This is a genomic window from Pseudomonas sp. BF-R-19 (assembly GCF_019956445.1).
GTDB lineage: Bacteria > Pseudomonadota > Gammaproteobacteria > Pseudomonadales > Pseudomonadaceae > Aquipseudomonas > Aquipseudomonas fluorescens_BH.
Genome location: NZ_JAHBDN010000072.1, coordinates 23,627 through 41,999, shown reverse-complemented (window position 1 = coordinate 41,999; position 18,373 = coordinate 23,627). Strand labels below are relative to the sequence as shown.

Here is an 18,373-nt window from a genome sequence, read left to right as displayed (position 1 = left end):
GCCAATAAAGATGCTGAATGATAAACCGCATTCGCGAGCAAGCCCGCTCCCACATGGGATTTGTGTAAGTTCTGAAAACACAAACCCCGGCACAGGGCCGGGGTTTGTGATGTTCCCTTACAACCTTAAACCAGCGCAGCAACTGCCGCGTTGAAGGTTGCGCTTGGGCGCATGGCCTTGCTGATCAGCTCGGCGTCGGCGTGGTAGTAACCGCCGATGTCCACTGGCTTGCCCTGAACGGCGTTGAGTTCGGCAACGATGGTTGCCTCGTTCTCGGTCAGGGTCTTGGCCAGGGTCGCGAACTGCGCTTGCAGTGCAGCGTCTTCGGTCTGGGTAGCCAGGGCCTGGGCCCAGTACAGCGCCAGGTAGAAGTGGCTGCCGCGGTTGTCGATGTTGCCGACTTTGCGCGATGGCGACTTGTTGTTGTCCAGGAACTGGCCGGTAGCCTGGTCCAGGGTCTTGGCCAGAACCAGCGCCTTGGGGTTGTTGTAGGTCACGCCCAGGTGTTCCAGGGACGCGGCCAGGGCCAGGAATTCACCCAGCGAATCCCAGCGCAGGAAGTTTTCTTCCAGCAACTGCTGAACGTGCTTCGGAGCCGAACCGCCAGCGCCGGTTTCGAACAGGCCACCGCCGTTCATCAGCGGCACGATCGACAGCATCTTGGCGCTGGTGCCCAGTTCCATGATCGGGAACAGGTCGGTCAGGTAGTCGCGCAGAACGTTGCCGGTCACCGAAATGGTGTCTTTACCTTCGCGGGTGCGCTGCAGGGTGTACTTCATCGCGTCGACCGGTGCCATGATCTGGATGTCCAGGCCGGCAGTGTCGTGATCCTTCAGGTAAGCCTGAACTTTCTCGATCACTACGCCGTCGTGGGCGCGCATCGGGTCCAGCCAGAAGATCGCCGGGGTCGCGCTTGCGCGAGCACGGTTGACGGCCAGTTTGACCCAATCCTGGATCGGCGCGTCTTTGGTCTGGCACATGCGGAAGATGTCGCCGGCTTCAACAGCCTGTTCCATCAGCAGGGTGCCTTTGCTGTCGGTCACGCGAACCACGCCGTCAGCCTTGATCTGGAAGGTCTTGTCGTGGGAGCCGTACTCTTCGGCTTTCTTCGCCATCAGGCCAACGTTCGGCACGCTGCCCATGGTGGTCGGATCGAACGCACCGTTGGCTTTGCAATCTTCGATCACAGCCTGGTAGATGGTGGCGTAGCAGCGATCCGGGATCACGGCCTTGGTGTCGTGCAGCTGGCCGTCGGTGCCCCACATCTTGCCGGAGTCACGGATCATCGCCGGCATCGAGGCGTCGACGATGACGTCGCTCGGCACGTGCAGGTTGGTGATGCCTTTGTCGGAGTTGACCATCGCCAGGGAAGGGCGAGCGGCGTAGACCGCCTGGATGTCAGCTTCGATGGCCGCTTGCTGTTCAGCAGGCAGGGCCTTGATGCGAGCGTACAGGTCGCCGATGCCGTTGTTCAGGTTGAAGCCGATCTGTGCCAACACGTCAGCGTGCTTGGCCAGTGCGTCTTTATAGAACTCGGCAACGATCTGGCCGAACATGATCGGGTCGGAGACCTTCATCATGGTGGCTTTCAAGTGAACCGACAGCAGCACGCCTTGTGCCTTGGCGTCTTCGATTTCGGCCGCGATGAAGCTGCGCAGGGCGTTTTTGCTCAGTACCGCGCAATCGAGGATCTCACCGGCTTGTACGCTGGTCTTTTCTTTCAGGACGGTGGCGGTGCCGTCTTGAGCGATCAGTTCGATTTTCACGGCGTCAGCGGCGTCGATCAGGGCGGCTTTTTCGCTGCCGTAGAAATCGCCGGTGCTCATGTGCGCGATGTGGGACTTGGAGTCCTTGGCCCAGGCGCCCATTTTGTGCGGGTGCTTGCGTGCGTAGTTCTTGACCGAAAGCGGCGCGCGGCGGTCGGAGTTGCCTTCACGCAGGACCGGGTTCACGGCGCTGCCCTTGATCTTGTCGTAGCGCGCCTTGGCTTCTTTGTCGGCGTCGCTGGTGACGGTCTCAGGGTAGTCCGGCAGTGCGTAGCCCTGAGCTTGCAGCTCTTTGATCGCGGCTTGCAGTTGTGGAACCGAAGCGCTGATGTTCGGCAGCTTGATGATGTTGGCTTCAGGCGTAACGGCCAGGGCGCCCAGTTCGGCGAGGTGGTCGGCTACGGCTTTGTCACCCAGTTGCTCGGGGAAGCTGGCCAGGATGCGCCCTGCAAGAGAGATATCGCGGGTTTCAACGGCGATATCAGCCGAGGCGGTGAACGCCTCTACGATAGGCAACAGTGAATAGGTGGCGAGGGCAGGAGCTTCGTCGGTGAAGGTATAGATGATCTTCGAGCGGGTGGGCATATTCGGATTAACTCTCTCTTCTTTGCTAAAGCGTGCGCAGAAACTCGAGGGCGCCGGGTAAGCGCGTTCGTTCAAAGTCATCCATGAGCCGAATATCGAGGTTTCGTTGCTGTGATGTTGGGTGCATCAGTAGGGCGTCAAGTAGCCGGACTGCGATAACAGGCCAGCTTGCCGGGCGGAAAGTCTCGTCGTAGAGCACTTCAGCCGTCGTGACCCTGTGGTCAGCGGCGGCATTATACATAGGTAGCTGGCAATCTGCCGATGGTTCATACGCAACGAATGTCGTCCATTGGTCTAAAGGTCGCAGGGGCAAGTCGGGCGTAGAGTCATTCGTCGTGCTTGGTTTTGGCGCTTTTCCCTTTGCTTTCAGGCTTGTAGCGCACGAGTTGCAAGGCTTTGCGCCAGATGGATGGAACATAGGGTTTGCGCGCCGATTCAACTGGGTTACGCTCGAACCAAGCCAGATGTTCAATCCAATCAATGGAGTTCAGCATGGGTTACAAGAAGATTCAGGTTCCAGCCGTCGGCGACAAAATCACCGTCAATGCAGACCATTCTCTCAATGTTCCTAATAACCCGATCATCCCCTTCATCGAAGGCGACGGCATTGGTGTCGACATCAGCCCGGTCATGATCAAGGTTGTCGATGCTGCTGTTAAGAAGGCTTACGGTGGCGAGCGCAAGATTTCCTGGATGGAAGTGTACGCCGGGGAGAAAGCGACTCAGGTTTACGATCAGGACACCTGGCTGCCTCAGGAAACCCTGGATGCGGTCAAGGATTACGTGGTTTCCATCAAGGGTCCGCTGACCACCCCGGTCGGTGGCGGCATCCGTTCCCTGAACGTGGCCCTGCGCCAGCAACTCGACCTGTACGTCTGCCTGCGCCCGGTGCGCTGGTTCGAAGGCGTGCCGAGTCCGGTCAAGAAGCCAGGCGATGTCGACATGACCATCTTCCGCGAGAACTCCGAAGACATCTACGCTGGCATCGAGTGGAAGGCCGGTACGCCGGAAGCCACCAAGGTCATCAAGTTCCTGAAAGAAGAAATGGGCGTTACCAAGATCCGTTTCGACGAGAACTGCGGTATCGGCGTCAAGCCGGTGTCCCTGCAAGGCACCAAGCGTCTGGCACGCAAGGCCCTGCAATATGTGGTCGACAACGATCGCGATTCGCTGACCATCGTGCACAAAGGCAACATCATGAAGTTCACCGAAGGTGCCTTCAAGGAATGGGCCTACGAAGTGGCGGCTGAAGAGTTCGGCGCGACCCTGCTCGACGGCGGTCCATGGATGCAGTTCAAGAACCCGAAAACCGGCAAGAACGTCATCGTCAAGGATGCCATCGCCGACGCCATGCTCCAGCAGATCCTGCTGCGCCCGGCCGAGTACGATGTGATCGCGACCCTGAACCTGAACGGCGACTACCTCTCCGACGCCCTGGCGGCGGAAGTGGGAGGTATCGGTATCGCGCCGGGCGCCAACCTGTCCGACACCGTGGCCATGTTTGAAGCCACCCACGGTACTGCGCCGAAGTACGCCGGCAAGGACCAGGTCAACCCCGGTTCGCTGATCCTGTCCGCTGAAATGATGCTGCGCCACATGGGCTGGACCGAAGCGGCCGACCTGATCATCAAGGGCACCAACGGCGCGATTTCCGCCAGGACCGTGACCTATGACTTCGAGCGTCTGATGGAGGGCGCCAAGCTGGTTTCGTCTTCCGGCTTCGGCGATGCGCTGATCTCGCACATGTAAGAAAACGCAGGCACACAAAAACCGCCTGATTCAAGTATTTGAGTCAGGCGGTTTTTTTATGGCGGGATGACGGTGTGGGCTTAAACTGTAACGGTCTGTTGCGGGGCGGATGTCGTCGCTTTCGAAGCATCCACCGGGTTGCCAATGTTGATCGCGTGCAGGCCTTTGGGGCCCTGGATGATGTCGAATACGACAGCTTGCCCGGCTTTCAGGGTTTTATAACCTTCCATCTGGATGGTGGAGTAGTGGGCAAACAGGTCTTCTGTCTTGCCGTCCTCGATGATGAAACCGTAACCCTTGGCGTTGTTGAACCATTTGACCTTGCCGCTGACCTTGCCGCCTGACATACCCAACTCCCTCTGCAACAGACTCCATCACTGGAGTATCATCCAGTACATCCGCAGTCGAATCTGTAAATAAGATTGACTCCGCGGACCTTTTTTACCCACTGTGGGCTCTATTGGTTGTAACACCGTTTTGCCGATAGTCAAGCTGACCCGGCAGTCGGAGTTGAAATCGCTGATAGCCGCCCCCACCACTGTATTTGAACAACTGACGAACCTTTCTTTCCATGCATGCAATCAGCCAGATTCGACTAACATTCAATCAGGATCGCCCTGATTTACACGACGACGATTCCGCAGGCATTGCTGTTCAGGAGGCAAAACCTGCACTACAGGCGCCGCCGATGTACAAGGTGGTTTTGTTCAATGATGACTACACACCGATGGATTTCGTCGTCGAAGTGCTCGAGGTGTTTTTTAACCTGAATCGCGAGCTGGCGACCAAGGTCATGCTGGCCGTCCACACAGAAGGGCGGGCAGTATGTGGAGTGTTTACCCGTGACATCGCCGAGACCAAGGCCATGCAGGTCAACCAGTACGCCAGGGAAAGCCAGCATCCGCTACTCTGTGAAATCGAGAAGGACGGTTAATCGCCGACCACTTGGGTATGAGGTGAAGCTATGTTAAACCGCGAGCTCGAAGTCACCCTCAATCTTGCCTTCAAGGAAGCCCGTTCGAAGCGTCATGAATTCATGACCGTCGAACACCTCTTGCTGGCCCTATTGGACAATGAGGCTGCCGCCACCGTTTTGCGTGCGTGCGGCGCGAACCTCGACAAACTCAAGCATGACCTGCAGGAGTTCATCGACTCCACCACGCCATTGATCCCCGTGCATGACGAGGATCGCGAAACCCAGCCAACCCTGGGCTTCCAGCGTGTGCTGCAGCGTGCTGTGTTTCACGTACAGAGCTCGGGCAAACGCGAAGTGACTGGTGCCAACGTGCTGGTCGCGATCTTCAGTGAGCAAGAGAGTCAGGCGGTGTTCCTGCTGAAACAGCAGAGCGTTGCCCGTATAGATGTCGTCAACTACATCGCCCATGGCATTTCCAAGGTGCCGGGGCATGGCGATCACTCTGAAGGTGAGCAAGATATGCAGGACGACGAGGGCGGTGAGTCTTCTTCCTCAGGCAATCCCCTGGATGCTTATGCCAGCAACCTCAACGAGCTGGCACGCCAGGGTCGTATCGATCCGTTGGTAGGTCGTGAGCTGGAAGTCGAGCGCGTCGCGCAGATCCTGGCGCGTCGTCGCAAAAACAATCCGCTGCTGGTGGGCGAGGCGGGCGTGGGTAAAACCGCGATTGCCGAAGGCCTGGCCAAGCGCATTGTCGACAACCAGGTGCCGGACCTGCTGGCCAACAGCGTGGTTTACTCCCTCGACCTGGGCGCCTTGCTGGCTGGTACCAAGTACCGTGGCGATTTCGAGAAGCGCTTCAAGGCGCTGCTCAATGAACTGAAAAAACGTCCGCAGGCGATCCTGTTCATCGACGAGATCCACACCATCATTGGTGCGGGTGCCGCGTCCGGTGGCGTCATGGATGCCTCGAACCTGCTCAAGCCACTGCTGTCGTCCGGTGATATCCGTTGCATCGGTTCCACAACGTTCCAGGAATTCCGCGGCATCTTCGAGAAGGACCGTGCTTTGGCCCGGCGTTTCCAGAAGGTCGATGTGTCGGAACCTTCGGTGGAAGACACCATTGGCATTCTGCGCGGCCTGAAGGGGCGTTTCGAAAGCCATCACAATATCGAATACAGTGATGAAGCCCTGCGCGCGGCTGCCGAACTGGCCTCGCGTTACATCAATGACCGTCATATGCCGGACAAGGCCATCGACGTCATCGACGAGGCGGGTGCCTATCAGCGCCTGCAACCGGTCGAGAAGCGTGTGAAGCGCATCGAAGTGCCGCAAGTCGAGGATATCGTCGCGAAAATCGCGCGGATTCCGCCAAAACACGTCACCAGCTCCGACAAGGAGCTGCTGCGTAACCTCGAGCGTGACCTGAAGTTGACCGTGTTCGGTCAGGATGCCGCGATCGACTCCCTAGCAACCGCGATCAAGCTGTCCCGTGCCGGCCTCAAGTCCCCTGACAAGCCTGTCGGTTCGTTCCTGTTCGCCGGGCCTACCGGTGTCGGTAAAACCGAGGCGGCGCGTCAGCTGGCCAAGGCCTTGGGTGTCGAGTTGATTCGCTTCGACATGTCCGAGTACATGGAGCGCCACACCGTATCGCGTCTGATCGGTGCGCCTCCGGGTTATGTCGGATTCGATCAGGGCGGTCTGCTCACCGAAGCCATCACCAAGCAGCCACACTGCGTGCTGTTGCTCGATGAGATCGAGAAGGCGCATCCGGAAGTCTTCAACCTGCTGCTGCAGGTGATGGACCACGGTACGTTGACCGATAACAACGGGCGCAAGGCGGATTTCCGTAACGTGATCGTCATCATGACGACCAACGCCGGTGCCGAGACCGCAGCCCGTGCTTCGATCGGTTTCACCTATCAGGATCACTCGTCCGATGCGATGGAAGTGATCAAGAAGAGCTTCACGCCGGAATTCCGCAACCGTCTGGACACCATCATCCAGTTTGGTCGCCTCAGCCATGAGGTCATCAAGAGTGTGGTGGACAAGTTCCTTACCGAGCTTCAGGCGCAGCTGGAAGACAAGCGTGTGTTGCTGGAGGTCACCGATGCAGCCCGTAACTGGCTGGCCGAAGGTGGCTACGACGCGGCAATGGGTGCTCGCCCAATGGCTCGCCTGATCCAGGACAAGATCAAGCGTCCGCTGGCGGAGGAGATTCTCTTTGGCGAACTGGCCGAGCATGGCGGTGTAGTGCACATCGACATCAAGGACGGCGAACTGACCTTCGAGTTCGAGACCACGGCCGAGATGGCCTGACGTTCAGAAGCAAAAAAAAAGGCGCCGAGAGGCGCCTTTTTGTTGTCTGCAGAATGCACATCAAAACTTGTGGGAGCGAGCTTGCTCGCGATGGCGGCGGTTCAGTCGGCAAAGATGTTGAATGAAAAATTGCTATCGCGAGCAAGCTCGCTCCCACAGGGTTTTGTGGTGTGGTCGCTAAATCGCAGACAAACAAAAACGCCCGGCATAAGCCGGGCGTCTTGTATTGACTTGATCAGCGGGCGCGGTAAGTGATGCGCCCTTTGCTCAAGTCATAGGGAGTCAGCTCTACGCGCACTTTGTCGCCGGTAAGAATACGGATGTAGTTCTTGCGCATCTTGCCGGAGATGTGCGCGGTTACGACGTGCCCATTTTCCAACTCCACACGAAACATGGTGTTGGGCAGGGTGTCGACGACAGTGCCTTCCATTTCGAAGCTGTCTTCTTTCGACATGCAGTAAAGCCCTCGGTGTCCAATGAATGGCCCGGTGCAACTGCGCCAGGCAAAAGCGGCGTGCATTGTGCCCGAAAAGTGGGGTTTAAGCCAAGGGGTTTAGGGCCGGCTCTAGTTTAGAACCACCCAGCGCTGATTAATCAGCAACTCAATGGGGCGATATTGAGTCTTGTAGTTCATTTTTTTGCAGTTTTTGATCCAGTAGCCTAGGTAGACCGCATCCAGCCCCAGCCGCCTGGCCTCGGCGATTTGCCAGAGGATTGCATAGCGCCCAAGGCTGCGGCGCTCTTCGGCCGGTTCGTAGAAGGTGTAGACCGCCGAAAGACCGTTCGGCAGTAAATCAGTGACGGCGACGGCCAGCAGCTGGCCGTTCAGGCGGAACTCGTAAAATCTTGAAAACGGCAGGTCCCGCACCAGGAATGTCGAAAACTGGTCGCGACTCGGCGGGTACATATCGCCATCGGCGTGACGCTGCTCGATATAGCGCTGGTAAAGGTCGAAGTACTCTTCGTTGAAGCCGGGCTTGGCCGGGCGCACCTGCAAATCCACGTTGCGCTTGAAGATGCGTTTCTGTTGCCGGTTGGGCGTGAACTGCCCCACGGGAATGCGCGCCGGAACGCACGCATTGCAATTCTGGCAATGCGGCCGATAGAGATGATCGCCACTGCGACGAAACCCCATCTCCGACAGGTCTGCGTAGACATGCACATCCATGGGCTGACTAGGGTCGAGGAACAGGGTTGTGGCCTGCTCATCGGGCAGATAACTGCAAGAGTGCGGCTGAGTGGCATAGAACTTCAAACGCGCCAACTCGGTCATGATCAACCCTCGGGATAATGCTTTTGAATAAGTGTAAGCCACCTGCGCAAAAGTCGCTCAGCAAACCCAGGTGGCATGGTTGGGTTGGTCAAGGTGCCTGGCCAGATAATCGGCAAACTCGCGGCGCGCAATCGCCCGGGCGCCCAGGCTATGCAGGTGGTCGGTGGGCATTTGGCAGTCGATCAGCACGAAGCCTGAGTCTTTCAGATGCCGAACCAGTGTGGCAAAACCGAATTTCGAGGCGTTGTCAGCGAGGCTGAACATGGACTCGCCGAAAAACAACTGGCCCATTGCCAGGCCATACAATCCGCCGACCAGTTCATCCCCGTCCCACACTTCCACCGAGTGCGCGTGTCCGCGTCTGTGCAACTCGATGTAGGCGTCCTGCATGGCCTCGGTGATCCAGGTGCCATCTGCGTAATCCCGGGGCGCGGCACAGGCACGGATGACGGCCGCAAAGTCCTGGTCAAAGGTCACTTGATAGCGTTGCTGGCGTAGCAGCTTGTTCAGGCTGCGCGAGACGTGCAATTCGTCGGGAAACAGAACCGTGCGCGGGTCCGGAGACCACCAGAGGATCGGCTGGCCTTCGGAAAACCATGGGAAGCAGCCGTGGCGATAAGCCGAGATCAGCCGATCGGCGGACAGATCGCCACCGGCAGCCAGCAGCCCGTTGGGGTCGCGCATGGCCTTTTCCAGCGGTGGGAAATGCAAGGTGTTGCGTTGTAACCAGGTCAGCATGGCATCCGGACTTACAGAAGGGGAGGGCAGTGGCGGGTTTTGGCCCGCCATAAAGTTTGCCTTCAAACGGTTGGAATGTCGTCGAGGTATTTTTCGGCGTCCAGTGCCGCCATGCAACCGGCCCCGGCAGACGTAACGGCCTGGCGATAAACGTGGTCGGCCACGTCACCGGCGGCAAACACACCTGCAATCGCCGTAGCGGTGGCATCGCCTTCGCTGCCACCCTTGACCAGCAGATACCCGTCGCGCATTTCCAGTTGGCCCGTGAACAGGTCGGTGTTGGGTTTGTGGCCGATGGCGATAAACACCCCGGCCAGCGGCAGCTCTTTGGTTTCGCCCGTTTGGCTGTCCCGCAGGCGGGCGCCGGTCACGCCGCGGGCATCGCCGAGCACTTCGTCCAGGTTCTGGTTCCAGTGCAGGCGGATATTGCCATTGGCGGCTTTTTCGAAGAGTTTGTCCTGGAGGATCTTCTCCGAGCGCAGTTTGTCGCGCCGATGGATCAGGTGCACTTCCTTGGCGATGTTCGACAGGTACAAGGCTTCCTCGACCGCCGTATTACCGCCACCGACCACCGCAACCAATTGATTGCGATAGAAAAATCCATCACAGGTCGCGCACGCCGACACCCCTTTGCCAGCAAACGCTTCTTCCGACGGCAGGCCCAGGTATTGCGCGCTGGCGCCGGTGGCAATGATCAGTGCGTCGCAGGTGTAGGTGCCGCCATCGCCAATCAGCTCGAACGGCCGTTGTTGCAACTTGGCGGTGTGGATGTGGTCGTAAACGATCTCGGTGGCAAAGCGTTCGGCGTGTTTTTGCATGCGATCCATCAACACCGGCCCGGTCAGGCCTTCGACGTCGCCCGGCCAGTTATCCACTTCGACGGTGGTGGTGAGCTGGCCACCTGCCTGTATGCCGGTAATGACAACGGGCTTGAGGTTGGCGCGGGCGGCATAAACGGCTGCGCTGTAACCGGCAGGGCCGGAGCCCAGGATAATCAGGCGTGAATGCTTCGCTTCGCTCATAAAAACACCTCATAAGCCTTTGTCACCAAAGAGAATGCATGCTCAAATTGAACGGCATGTCATGCGCTGTTGACTATGCTACACCCAAGGGGCTCAAGCATGGCGTCGTGCGTACAAACCCGTACAATGCCCTGCGTGTTAGATATATTCAGTGCGCACCGTATTTATAAAGACCGGGGCGCAGTGTTAAAAGTAGTCCCGGTTACACGTGTTAACTTTTTTACCTGCCTGGATTGGGCGGTTTTTTGGCAGTTTTTATAGACATTCACCAGATGGACGCGCCCATGGCGCAGGAATAGAAGCGTTTTGAAGAAATCCACCGCAGCACCTAAACCAGCCGTCGTACCGCTCTGGCGCCAGCACTTGCACTACCGACTCAAGGAAGGTGCGCTGATCGCCATCGGTGCCTTGTGCCTGTTCCTGATGATGGCCTTGTTGACCTATGGCAAGGATGATCCGGGCTGGAGTCATAACAGCAAGATCGACGACGTGCAGAACTTCGGCGGGCCAGCGGGTTCCTACAGCGCCGATATTCTGTTCATGGTGCTGGGTTACTTCGCCTACATCTTCCCGTTGCTGCTGGCCGTAAAGGCGTACCAGATCTTCCGCCAGCGTCACGAACCGTGGCAGTGGAGCGGCTGGCTGTTCTCCTGGCGCCTGATCGGTCTGGTGTTCCTGGTGCTTTCAGGCGCCGCCCTGGCCCATATCCATTTCCATGCTGCGACCGGTCTGCCGGCCGGTGCGGGCGGTGCGCTGGGGGAAAGCCTCGGCGAACTGGCCAGGAACGCCCTGAATATCCAGGGCAGCACGCTGTTGTTCATTGCCTTGTTCCTGTTCGGCCTGACTGTGTTTACCGACCTGTCGTGGTTCAAGGTGATGGACATCACTGGCAAGATCACCCTCGACCTGTTCGAACTGTTCCAGGGCGCCGCCAATCGCTGGTGGGCGGCCCGTACCGAGCGCAAGCAACTGGTCGCCCAGTTGCGTGAAGTCGACGACCGTATGGATGAAGTGGTCGCGCCGAGCGTCACCGACAAGCGCGAGCAGGCCAAGGTCAAGGAACGTCTGATCGAACGTGAGCAAGCCCTGAGCAAGCACATGTCCGAGCGTGAGAAGCAGGTGCCGCCGGTGATCGCGCCCGCGCCGCCAAAGCCCGTCGCACCGAGCAAGCGCGTGGAGAAAGAGAAGCAGGCGCCGCTGTTCGTCGACAGCGCCGTGGAAGGCACCTTGCCGCCGATTTCGATTCTCGACCCGGCGGAAAAGAAACAGCTCAATTACTCCCCCGAATCCCTGTCTGCGGTTGGCCACTTGCTGGAAATCAAGCTCAAGGAATTCGGCGTTGAAGTCACGGTGGATTCGATTCACCCGGGCCCGGTAATCACCCGTTACGAAATCCAGCCGGCGGCCGGGGTCAAGGTCAGCCGTATTTCCAACCTGGCCAAAGACCTCGCGCGCTCCCTGGCCGTGACCAGCGTGCGTGTGGTGGAAGTGATTCCGGGCAAGACCACGGTCGGTATCGAGATTCCCAACGAAGACCGGCAGATCGTGCGTTTCTCCGAGGTGTTGTCGACCCCCGAGTACGACAACTTCAAATCCCCGGTCACCCTGGCCCTGGGCCACGACATCGGCGGCAAGCCGGTCATCACCGACCTGGCGAAAATGCCGCACCTGCTGGTGGCCGGTACCACCGGTTCCGGTAAGTCGGTGGGTGTGAACGCGATGATCCTGTCGATCCTGTTCAAGTCCGGCCCGGAAGACGCCAAGCTGATCATGATCGACCCGAAAATGCTCGAACTGTCGATCTACGAAGGCATTCCGCACCTGCTGTGCCCGGTGGTCACCGACATGAAGGACGCCGCCAACGCCCTGCGCTGGAGCGTTGCCGAGATGGAGCGGCGCTACAAGCTGATGGCCAAGATGGGTGTGCGAAACCTGTCGGGCTTCAACGCCAAGGTCAAGGAAGCCCAGGACGCCGGCGAGCCGTTGAGCGATCCGCTGTACAAGCGCGAAAGCATCCACGACGAAGCGCCGTTGCTGCAAAAGCTGCCGACCATTGTGGTGGTTGTCGACGAATTCGCCGACATGATGATGATCGTCGGCAAGAAGGTTGAAGAGCTGATTGCCCGTATCGCACAAAAGGCCCGTGCGGCCGGTATCCACTTGATCCTTGCGACCCAGCGTCCGTCGGTGGATGTGATCACCGGTCTGATCAAGGCCAACATCCCGACCCGCATGGCGTTCCAGGTATCGAGCAAGATCGACTCCCGGACCATCATCGACCAGGGCGGTGCCGAACAACTGCTCGGCCACGGTGACATGCTCTACATGCCGCCGGGTACCAGCCTGCCGATTCGTGTTCACGGTGCTTTCGTGTCCGACGAAGAGGTTCACCGCGTGGTGGAAGCCTGGAAACTGCGGGGCGCGCCGGAATACAACGACGACATCCTCAATGGCGTCGAAGAGGCGGGCAGCGGCTTCGAAGGCAGCAGCGGTAGCGGCGACGGTGACGATCCCGAGGCCGACGCGCTGTACGACGAAGCGGTGCAGTTCGTGCTGGAAAGCCGTCGCGCCTCCATTTCCGCGGTTCAGCGCAAGCTGAAGATCGGCTACAACCGCGCCGCGCGCATGATCGAAGCCATGGAAATGGCCGGGGTCGTGACGTCCATGAATACCAACGGTTCGCGTGAAGTCCTGGCCCCGGGCCCGGTGCGCGACTGACCCGAGTATGAAAAGGGTGGTTCCTTCGGCGCCGCCCGCACTCCCACGAATGTTATGAGGACTCCCATGCGTCTGATCCGCATGCTGTTGCTGCCGGTACTGGCCTTGACCACGCTCCAGGCTAACGCCGATGACAAGGACGTGGCGCGCCTGACCCAACTGCTGGAAAAATCCCAGACCCTGACTGCACGCTTCTCGCAACTGACCCTTGATGGCACCGGCACCCAGTTGCAGGAAACCGCCGGCGAGATGTCCCTGCAGCGTCCGGGCCTGTTCTACTGGCACACCGATGCGCCGGCCGAACAGACCATGATCTCCGATGGCAAGAAAGTCACCCTGTGGGACCCGGACCTGGAACAGGCCACCATCAAGAACCTTGATCAGCGCCTGACCCAGACCCCAGCGCTGCTGCTGTCCGGTGACGTGTCCAAGATCAGTCAGAGCTTTGACATCAGTGCCAAGGAAGCCGGCGGCGTGATCGACTTTACCCTCAAGCCGAAAACCAAGGACACCCTGTTCGACAGCCTGCGCCTGTCGTTCCGCAATGGCCTGGTCAACGACATGCAACTGATCGACAGCGTCGGCCAGCGCACCAATATCCTGTTCACCGGGGTGAAGGCCAACGTGCCGATCCCGGCTTCCAAGTTCAAGTTCGATATCCCCAAGGGTGCGGATGTAATCCAAGAGTAAAACACCGAACCTGTGGGAGCGGGCTTGCTCGCGAAGGCGGTGTGTCATTCAATCAAAATGTCGACTGACACGGCCTCTTCGCGAGCAAGCCCGCTCCCACAGGGATCTTTGTCCAATCTCTGGACGGTGTGGCATATAAGCCCAGTGAGGTTTCACAAGTAGCCATGGACCTGTTTCGCAGCACCCCCATCGCCCAGCCCCTGGCCGCCCGCTTGCGTGCGGCCAATCTGGACGAGTACGTCGGTCAGGAACACGTGCTCGCTCGCGGCAAGCCCCTGCGCGAGGCGCTGGAGCAGGGTGCCCTGCATTCGATGATTTTCTGGGGGCCGCCGGGCGTGGGCAAAACCACCCTGGCGCGATTGCTCGCGGAAGTCTCGGATGCGCATTTCGAAACGGTCTCGGCGGTGTTGGCCGGGGTCAAGGAGATCCGCCAGTCGGTGGAAATCGCCAAGCAGCAGGCCGCGCAGTACGGTCGCCGCACCATCCTGTTCGTCGACGAAGTGCATCGCTTCAACAAGTCTCAGCAGGATGCGTTCCTGCCCTATGTCGAAGACGGCACGCTGATTTTCATCGGCGCGACCACGGAAAACCCTTCGTTCGAGCTCAACAACGCCTTGCTGTCACGGGCGCGGGTCTATGTGCTGAAAAGCCTCGACGAAGCGGCCCTGCGCAAACTGGTGCATCGCGCGCTGACCGAAGAGCGCGGTCTGGGCAAGCGCAACCTGACCCTCAGCGACGAAGGTTTCCAGATGCTGCTGTCGGCCGCCGATGGCGATGGCCGGCGCCTGCTCAACCTGCTGGAAAACGCTTCGGACCTGGCGGAAGACAACAGCGAGATCGGCACCGAACTCCTGCAAAGCCTGCTCGGCGATACCCGCCGGCGGTTCGACAAGGGCGGCGAAGCGTTCTACGACCAGATTTCCGCGCTGCATAAATCGGTGCGCGGCTCCAACCCCGACGGCGCCTTGTATTGGTTCGCACGGATGATCGACGGCGGTTGCGACCCCTTGTATCTGGCCCGGCGCGTGGTGCGCATGGCCAGCGAAGACATCGGCAATGCCGACCCGCGCGCCCTCAGCCTGTGCCTGGCGGCGTGGGAAGTGCAGGAACGCCTCGGCAGCCCCGAAGGCGAACTGGCGGTGGCCCAGGCCATCACCTATCTGGCCTGCGCGCCGAAAAGCAACGCGGTGTACATGGGCTTCAAGACCGCACTGCGCGCCGCCGCCGAACACGGCTCGCTGGAAGTGCCGCTGCACCTGCGCAACGCGCCGACCAAGCTTATGAAGCAACTGGGCTACGGCGATGAGTACCGTTATGCCCATGATGAGCCGGACGCTTATGCCGCTGGCGAAGACTATTTCCCGGAAGAACTCGACCCGATCCCGTTCTATCAGCCTGTGCCCCGAGGCCTGGAATTGAAGATCGGCGAAAAACTCAATCACCTGGCAAAACTCGACCGTTTAAGCCCAAGGCAGCGGAGAAAATAGTGCTTCCCTTGATCGTTGCGGTTTCCGTCGGCGGGATGGCCGGCACGTTGTTGCGCTTCGCCACGGGCAACTGGATCAACGCGAATTGGCCGCGGCACTTCTATACCGCGACGCTGGCCGTTAATATCGTGGGCTGTTTGCTGATCGGCGTTCTATACGGTCTGTTTTTGATACGCCCGGAGGTGCCCATCGAGGTGCGTGCCGGGTTGATGGTCGGCTTCCTCGGGGGGCTGACGACTTTTTCATCCTTTTCACTGGATACGGTGCGCCTGCTGGAAAGCGGGCAAGTGCTGCTGGCCCTGGGCTATGCGGCGCTCAGCGTATTCGGCGGGCTGCTTGCCACCTGGGCCGGCCTGTCCTTGACCAAACTTTGATAAACGAGAAACCGACATGCTCGATTCCAAACTGTTACGTAGCAACCTTCAGGACGTAGCGGACCGCCTGGCATCCCGTGGCTATACCCTGGATGTTGCGCGCATCGAAGCGCTGGAAGAACAGCGCAAGACCGTCCAGACCCGCACCGAAGCACTGCAGGCTGAACGTAATGCGCGCTCCAAATCCATCGGTCAGGCCAAGCAGCGCGGCGAAGACATCGCGCCGCTGATGGCGGACGTCGAGCGCATGGCGGGCGAATTGAGCGCCGGTAAAGTCGAACTGGACGCGATCCAGACCGATCTGGACTCGATCCTGCTGGGTATCCCCAACCTGCCGCACGAATCGGTACCGGTCGGCGAAGACGAAGACGGCAACGTCGAAGTGCGCCGCTGGGGCACCCCGACGGCCTTCGATTTCCCGGTTCAGGACCACGTGGCCCTGGGCGAGAAGTTCGGCTGGCTGGACTTCGAAACTGCCGCCAAGCTGTCCGGCGCCCGTTTCGCCCTGCTGCGCGGCCCGATCGCTCGTCTGCATCGCGCCCTGGCGCAGTTCATGATCAACCTGCACGTCACCGAGCACGGCTACGAAGAGGCCTACACGCCTTATCTGGTCCAGGCCCCGGCGCTGCAAGGCACCGGCCAACTGCCGAAGTTCGAAGAAGACCTGTTCAAGATCGCGCGCGAAGGCGAAGCCGATCTGTACCTGATCCCGACCGCCGAAGTGTCGCTGACCAACATCGTCGCTGGCGAAATCGTCGACTCGAAACTGCTGCCGATCAAGTTCGTCGCCCACACGCCTTGCTTCCGCAGTGAAGCCGGCGCATCGGGCCGCGATACCCGCGGCATGATCCGTCAGCACCAGTTCGACAAGGTTGAAATGGTGCAGATCGTCGAGCCATCGCAGTCGATGGAAGCACTGGAAGGCCTGACCGCCAACGCCGAGAAAGTCCTGCAACTGCTGGAACTGCCTTACCGCACCCTGGCGCTGTGCACCGGCGACATGGGCTTCAGTGCGGTCAAGACCTACGACCTGGAAGTGTGGATCCCGAGCCAGGACAAATACCGTGAAATCTCGTCGTGCTCCAACTGCGGCGACTTCCAGGCCCGCCGCATGCAGGCGCGTTTTCGCAACCCGGAAACCGGCAAGCCGGAACTGGTACACACCCTGAACGGCTCCGGTCTTGCAGTCGGCCGTACCCTGGTGGCGGTGCTCGAGAACTACCAGCAGGCCGACGGTTCGATCCGTGTGCCTGAAGTCCTCAAGCCGTACATGGGTGGCCTTGAGGTTATCGGCTAAATGAACTATCTGCCGCTGTTTCACAACCTTCGCGGCAGTCGTGTGTTGGTCGTCGGCGGGGGGGAGATTGCCTTGCGCAAATCCCGCCTGCTGGCCGATGCCGGTGCGCTGCTGCGGGTGGTTGCACCTGAAATCGAAGCGCAACTGCGCGAACTGGTTGCCGGCAGCGGTGGCGAGTGCCTGCTACGTGGCTACGCCGAGGCGGATCTGGACGGTTGCGGGCTGATCATTGCCGCCACCGACGACGAAACGCTGAACGCACAAGTCTCCGCCGATGCCCATCGGCGTTGCGTGCCGGTCAACGTGGTGGACGCGCCAGCCCTGTGCAGCGTGATCTTTCCGGCGATCGTCGACCGCTCCCCACTGATTATCGCGGTGTCCAGCGGCGGCGATGCGCCGGTGCTGGCGCGTTTGATCCGCGCCAAGATCGAAACCTGGATTCCTTCCACCTACGGTCACCTGGCCGGTCTGGCGGCGCGATTCCGTCATCAGGTCAAAGGCCTGTTTCCGGATGTGCAGCAGCGTCGGGCGTTCTGGGAAGATGTTTTCCAGGGCCCGATTGCCGATCGGCAACTGGCCGGGCAGGGCGGTGAAGCCGAGCGGTTGCTCCAGGCGAAAATCGATGGCGAAGCGCCAGTGGCGACCGGTGAGGTCTATCTGGTGGGCGCCGGGCCGGGTGACCCGGACCTGCTGACGTTCAAGGCATTGCGTCTGATGCAGCAAGCCGACGTGGTGCTGTACGACCGTTTGGTCGCACCGGCGATTCTCGAACTGTGCCGTCGCGACGCCGAGCGGGTCTACGTCGGCAAGCGCCGAGCCGATCACGCGGTGCCGCAGGATCAGATCAACCAGCAATTGGTGGACCTGGCCAAGCAAGGCAAGCGCGTGGTGCGATTGAAGGGCGGTGATCCGTTCATCTTCGGTCGTGGTGGTGAGGAGATCGAAGAGCTGGCGGCCCATGGCATCCCGTTCCAGGTCGTGCCAGGGATCACGGCGGCCAGTGGTTGCGCGGCTTATGCCGGGATTCCGCTGACCCACCGCGATTATGCGCAGTCGGTGCGTTTCATCACGGGCCACCTCAAGGACGGCTCCAGCGATTTGCCATGGGCCGATCTGGTGGCCCCGGCGCAAACCCTGGTGTTCTACATGGGCCTGGTGGGCTTGCCGATCATCTGCGAACAGTTGATCAAGCATGGACGCGCCGCCGATACCCCGGCGGCATTGATCCAGCAGGGCACCACGGTCAACCAGCGGGTGTTTACCGGCACGTTGGCCGATTTGCCTCGATTGGTGGCGGAGCATGAAGTGCATGCGCCGACATTGGTGATCGTCGGTGAAGTGGTGCAACTGCGCGAGAAACTGGCGTGGTTTGAAGGGGCTCAGGGGCAGGTCTAGAGACCGAGTTGCCCCATTCGCGAGCAAGCCCGCTCCCACATTGG

General features: G+C 59.8%; 16 protein-coding genes. 9 read left to right on the top strand and 7 right to left on the bottom strand.

What is annotated here, in order from left to right; translation table 11 throughout:
- Positions 1-125 precede the first annotated feature (125 nt).
- Complete coding sequence (locus tag KGB28_RS21675; RefSeq protein WP_223447815.1) at positions 126-2,351, bottom strand: NADP-dependent isocitrate dehydrogenase; 2,226 nt, start codon at positions 2,349-2,351, stop codon at positions 126-128.
- A 326-nt stretch (positions 2,352-2,677) separates the two neighbouring features.
- Positions 2,678-2,845: a hypothetical protein gene (locus KGB28_RS21670; protein WP_191628038.1), complete on the bottom strand. Its 168-nt coding sequence runs from the start codon at positions 2,843-2,845 to the stop codon at positions 2,678-2,680.
- On the opposite strand from KGB28_RS21670, the gene icd reads away from it, so the two are divergent.
- A complete protein-coding gene (icd, locus tag KGB28_RS21665) occupies positions 2,844-4,100 on the top strand; it encodes an NADP-dependent isocitrate dehydrogenase (protein ID WP_223447814.1) in 1,257 nt (418 codons plus the stop codon). The genes KGB28_RS21670 and icd overlap by 2 nt on opposite strands.
- Positions 4,101-4,180: 80 nt before the next feature.
- Here icd and cspD read toward each other — a convergent pair whose 3' ends face one another.
- Positions 4,181-4,447 (bottom strand): cold shock domain-containing protein CspD, encoded by a 267-nt coding sequence (cspD, locus tag KGB28_RS21660; protein ID WP_223447813.1) that lies wholly within the window; start codon positions 4,445-4,447, stop codon positions 4,181-4,183.
- A 224-nt stretch (positions 4,448-4,671) separates the two neighbouring features.
- On the opposite strand from cspD, the gene clpS reads away from it, so the two are divergent.
- Positions 4,672-5,034, top strand: coding sequence for an ATP-dependent Clp protease adapter ClpS (gene clpS / locus KGB28_RS21655; RefSeq protein WP_015094394.1), 363 nt, complete (start codon positions 4,672-4,674; stop codon positions 5,032-5,034).
- Positions 5,035-5,064: 30 nt separating this feature from the next.
- Complete coding sequence (clpA, locus tag KGB28_RS21650; RefSeq protein WP_056723817.1) at positions 5,065-7,335, top strand: ATP-dependent Clp protease ATP-binding subunit ClpA; 2,271 nt, start codon at positions 5,065-5,067, stop codon at positions 7,333-7,335.
- 235 nt (positions 7,336-7,570) lie between these two features.
- Here clpA and infA read toward each other — a convergent pair whose 3' ends face one another.
- From infA to trxB, 4 genes are all read right to left on the bottom strand, one after another.
- Positions 7,571-7,789, bottom strand: coding sequence for a translation initiation factor IF-1 (infA, locus tag KGB28_RS21645; RefSeq protein WP_002553999.1), 219 nt, complete (start codon positions 7,787-7,789; stop codon positions 7,571-7,573).
- A 111-nt stretch (positions 7,790-7,900) separates the two neighbouring features.
- On the bottom strand, positions 7,901-8,608 hold the full coding sequence (locus tag KGB28_RS21640; RefSeq protein WP_223447812.1) for an arginyltransferase: 708 nt from the start codon (positions 8,606-8,608) through the stop codon (positions 7,901-7,903).
- Positions 8,609-8,665: 57 nt separating this feature from the next.
- Positions 8,666-9,346 carry a leucyl/phenylalanyl-tRNA--protein transferase gene (gene aat, locus KGB28_RS21635; RefSeq protein WP_108217862.1) on the bottom strand — a complete coding sequence of 227 codons (681 nt, stop codon included), beginning with the start codon at positions 9,344-9,346 and terminating at the stop codon, positions 8,666-8,668.
- Between the two features lie 62 nt (positions 9,347-9,408).
- Positions 9,409-10,368 (bottom strand): thioredoxin-disulfide reductase, encoded by a 960-nt coding sequence (trxB, locus tag KGB28_RS21630; protein ID WP_223447811.1) that lies wholly within the window; start codon positions 10,366-10,368, stop codon positions 9,409-9,411.
- A gap of 306 nt (positions 10,369-10,674) precedes the next feature.
- Between trxB and KGB28_RS21625 the strand changes: the two genes are divergently transcribed.
- The 6 genes from KGB28_RS21625 to cysG all read left to right on the top strand — a co-directional run bounded on the left by KGB28_RS21625 (position 10,675) and on the right by cysG (position 18,329).
- The gene (locus tag KGB28_RS21625) at positions 10,675-13,086 is read left to right on the top strand and encodes a DNA translocase FtsK (protein WP_223447810.1); all 2,412 of its coding nucleotides are present in this window, start codon (positions 10,675-10,677) and stop codon (positions 13,084-13,086) included.
- A gap of 66 nt (positions 13,087-13,152) precedes the next feature.
- Entirely contained in the window at positions 13,153-13,776 is a 624-nt protein-coding gene (gene lolA / locus KGB28_RS21620; protein ID WP_223447809.1) for an outer membrane lipoprotein chaperone LolA, read from the top strand.
- A 164-nt stretch (positions 13,777-13,940) separates the two neighbouring features.
- Positions 13,941-15,263, top strand: a complete 1,323-nt coding sequence (locus KGB28_RS21615) for a replication-associated recombination protein A (RefSeq protein ID WP_095943730.1) — start codon at positions 13,941-13,943, stop codon at positions 15,261-15,263.
- Complete coding sequence (crcB, locus tag KGB28_RS21610) at positions 15,263-15,637, top strand: fluoride efflux transporter CrcB (protein WP_223447808.1); 375 nt, start codon at positions 15,263-15,265, stop codon at positions 15,635-15,637. Before KGB28_RS21615 ends, crcB begins: the two co-directional genes overlap by 1 nt.
- 16 nt (positions 15,638-15,653) lie before the next feature.
- Positions 15,654-16,934, top strand: a complete 1,281-nt coding sequence (gene serS / locus KGB28_RS21605; protein WP_046037868.1) for a serine--tRNA ligase — start codon at positions 15,654-15,656, stop codon at positions 16,932-16,934.
- Positions 16,935-18,329, top strand: coding sequence for a siroheme synthase CysG (gene cysG, locus KGB28_RS21600; RefSeq protein WP_223447807.1), 1,395 nt, complete (start codon positions 16,935-16,937; stop codon positions 18,327-18,329).
- Positions 18,330-18,373: the final 44 nt, after the last annotated feature.

Coding starts and splice junctions, on each gene's coding strand:
- KGB28_RS21675 (WP_223447815.1), bottom strand. CDS start 2,351: ATGCCCACCCGCTCGAAGATCATCTATACCTTCACCGACGAAGCTCCT.
- icd (WP_223447814.1), top strand. CDS start 2,844: ATGGGTTACAAGAAGATTCAGGTTCCAGCCGTCGGCGACAAAATCACC.
- KGB28_RS21670 (WP_191628038.1), bottom strand. CDS start 2,845: ATGCTGAACTCCATTGATTGGATTGAACATCTGGCTTGGTTCGAGCGT.
- cspD (WP_223447813.1), bottom strand. CDS start 4,447: ATGTCAGGCGGCAAGGTCAGCGGCAAGGTCAAATGGTTCAACAACGCC.
- clpS (WP_015094394.1), top strand. CDS start 4,672: ATGCATGCAATCAGCCAGATTCGACTAACATTCAATCAGGATCGCCCT.
- clpA (WP_056723817.1), top strand. CDS start 5,065: ATGTTAAACCGCGAGCTCGAAGTCACCCTCAATCTTGCCTTCAAGGAA.
- infA (WP_002553999.1), bottom strand. CDS start 7,789: ATGTCGAAAGAAGACAGCTTCGAAATGGAAGGCACTGTCGTCGACACC.
- KGB28_RS21640 (WP_223447812.1), bottom strand. CDS start 8,608: ATGACCGAGTTGGCGCGTTTGAAGTTCTATGCCACTCAGCCGCACTCT.
- aat (WP_108217862.1), bottom strand. CDS start 9,346: ATGCTGACCTGGTTACAACGCAACACCTTGCATTTCCCACCGCTGGAA.
- trxB (WP_223447811.1), bottom strand. CDS start 10,368: ATGAGCGAAGCGAAGCATTCACGCCTGATTATCCTGGGCTCCGGCCCT.
- lolA (WP_223447809.1), top strand. CDS start 13,153: ATGCGTCTGATCCGCATGCTGTTGCTGCCGGTACTGGCCTTGACCACG.
- KGB28_RS21615 (WP_095943730.1), top strand. CDS start 13,941: ATGGACCTGTTTCGCAGCACCCCCATCGCCCAGCCCCTGGCCGCCCGC.
- serS (WP_046037868.1), top strand. CDS start 15,654: ATGCTCGATTCCAAACTGTTACGTAGCAACCTTCAGGACGTAGCGGAC.
- cysG (WP_223447807.1), top strand. CDS start 16,935: ATGAACTATCTGCCGCTGTTTCACAACCTTCGCGGCAGTCGTGTGTTG.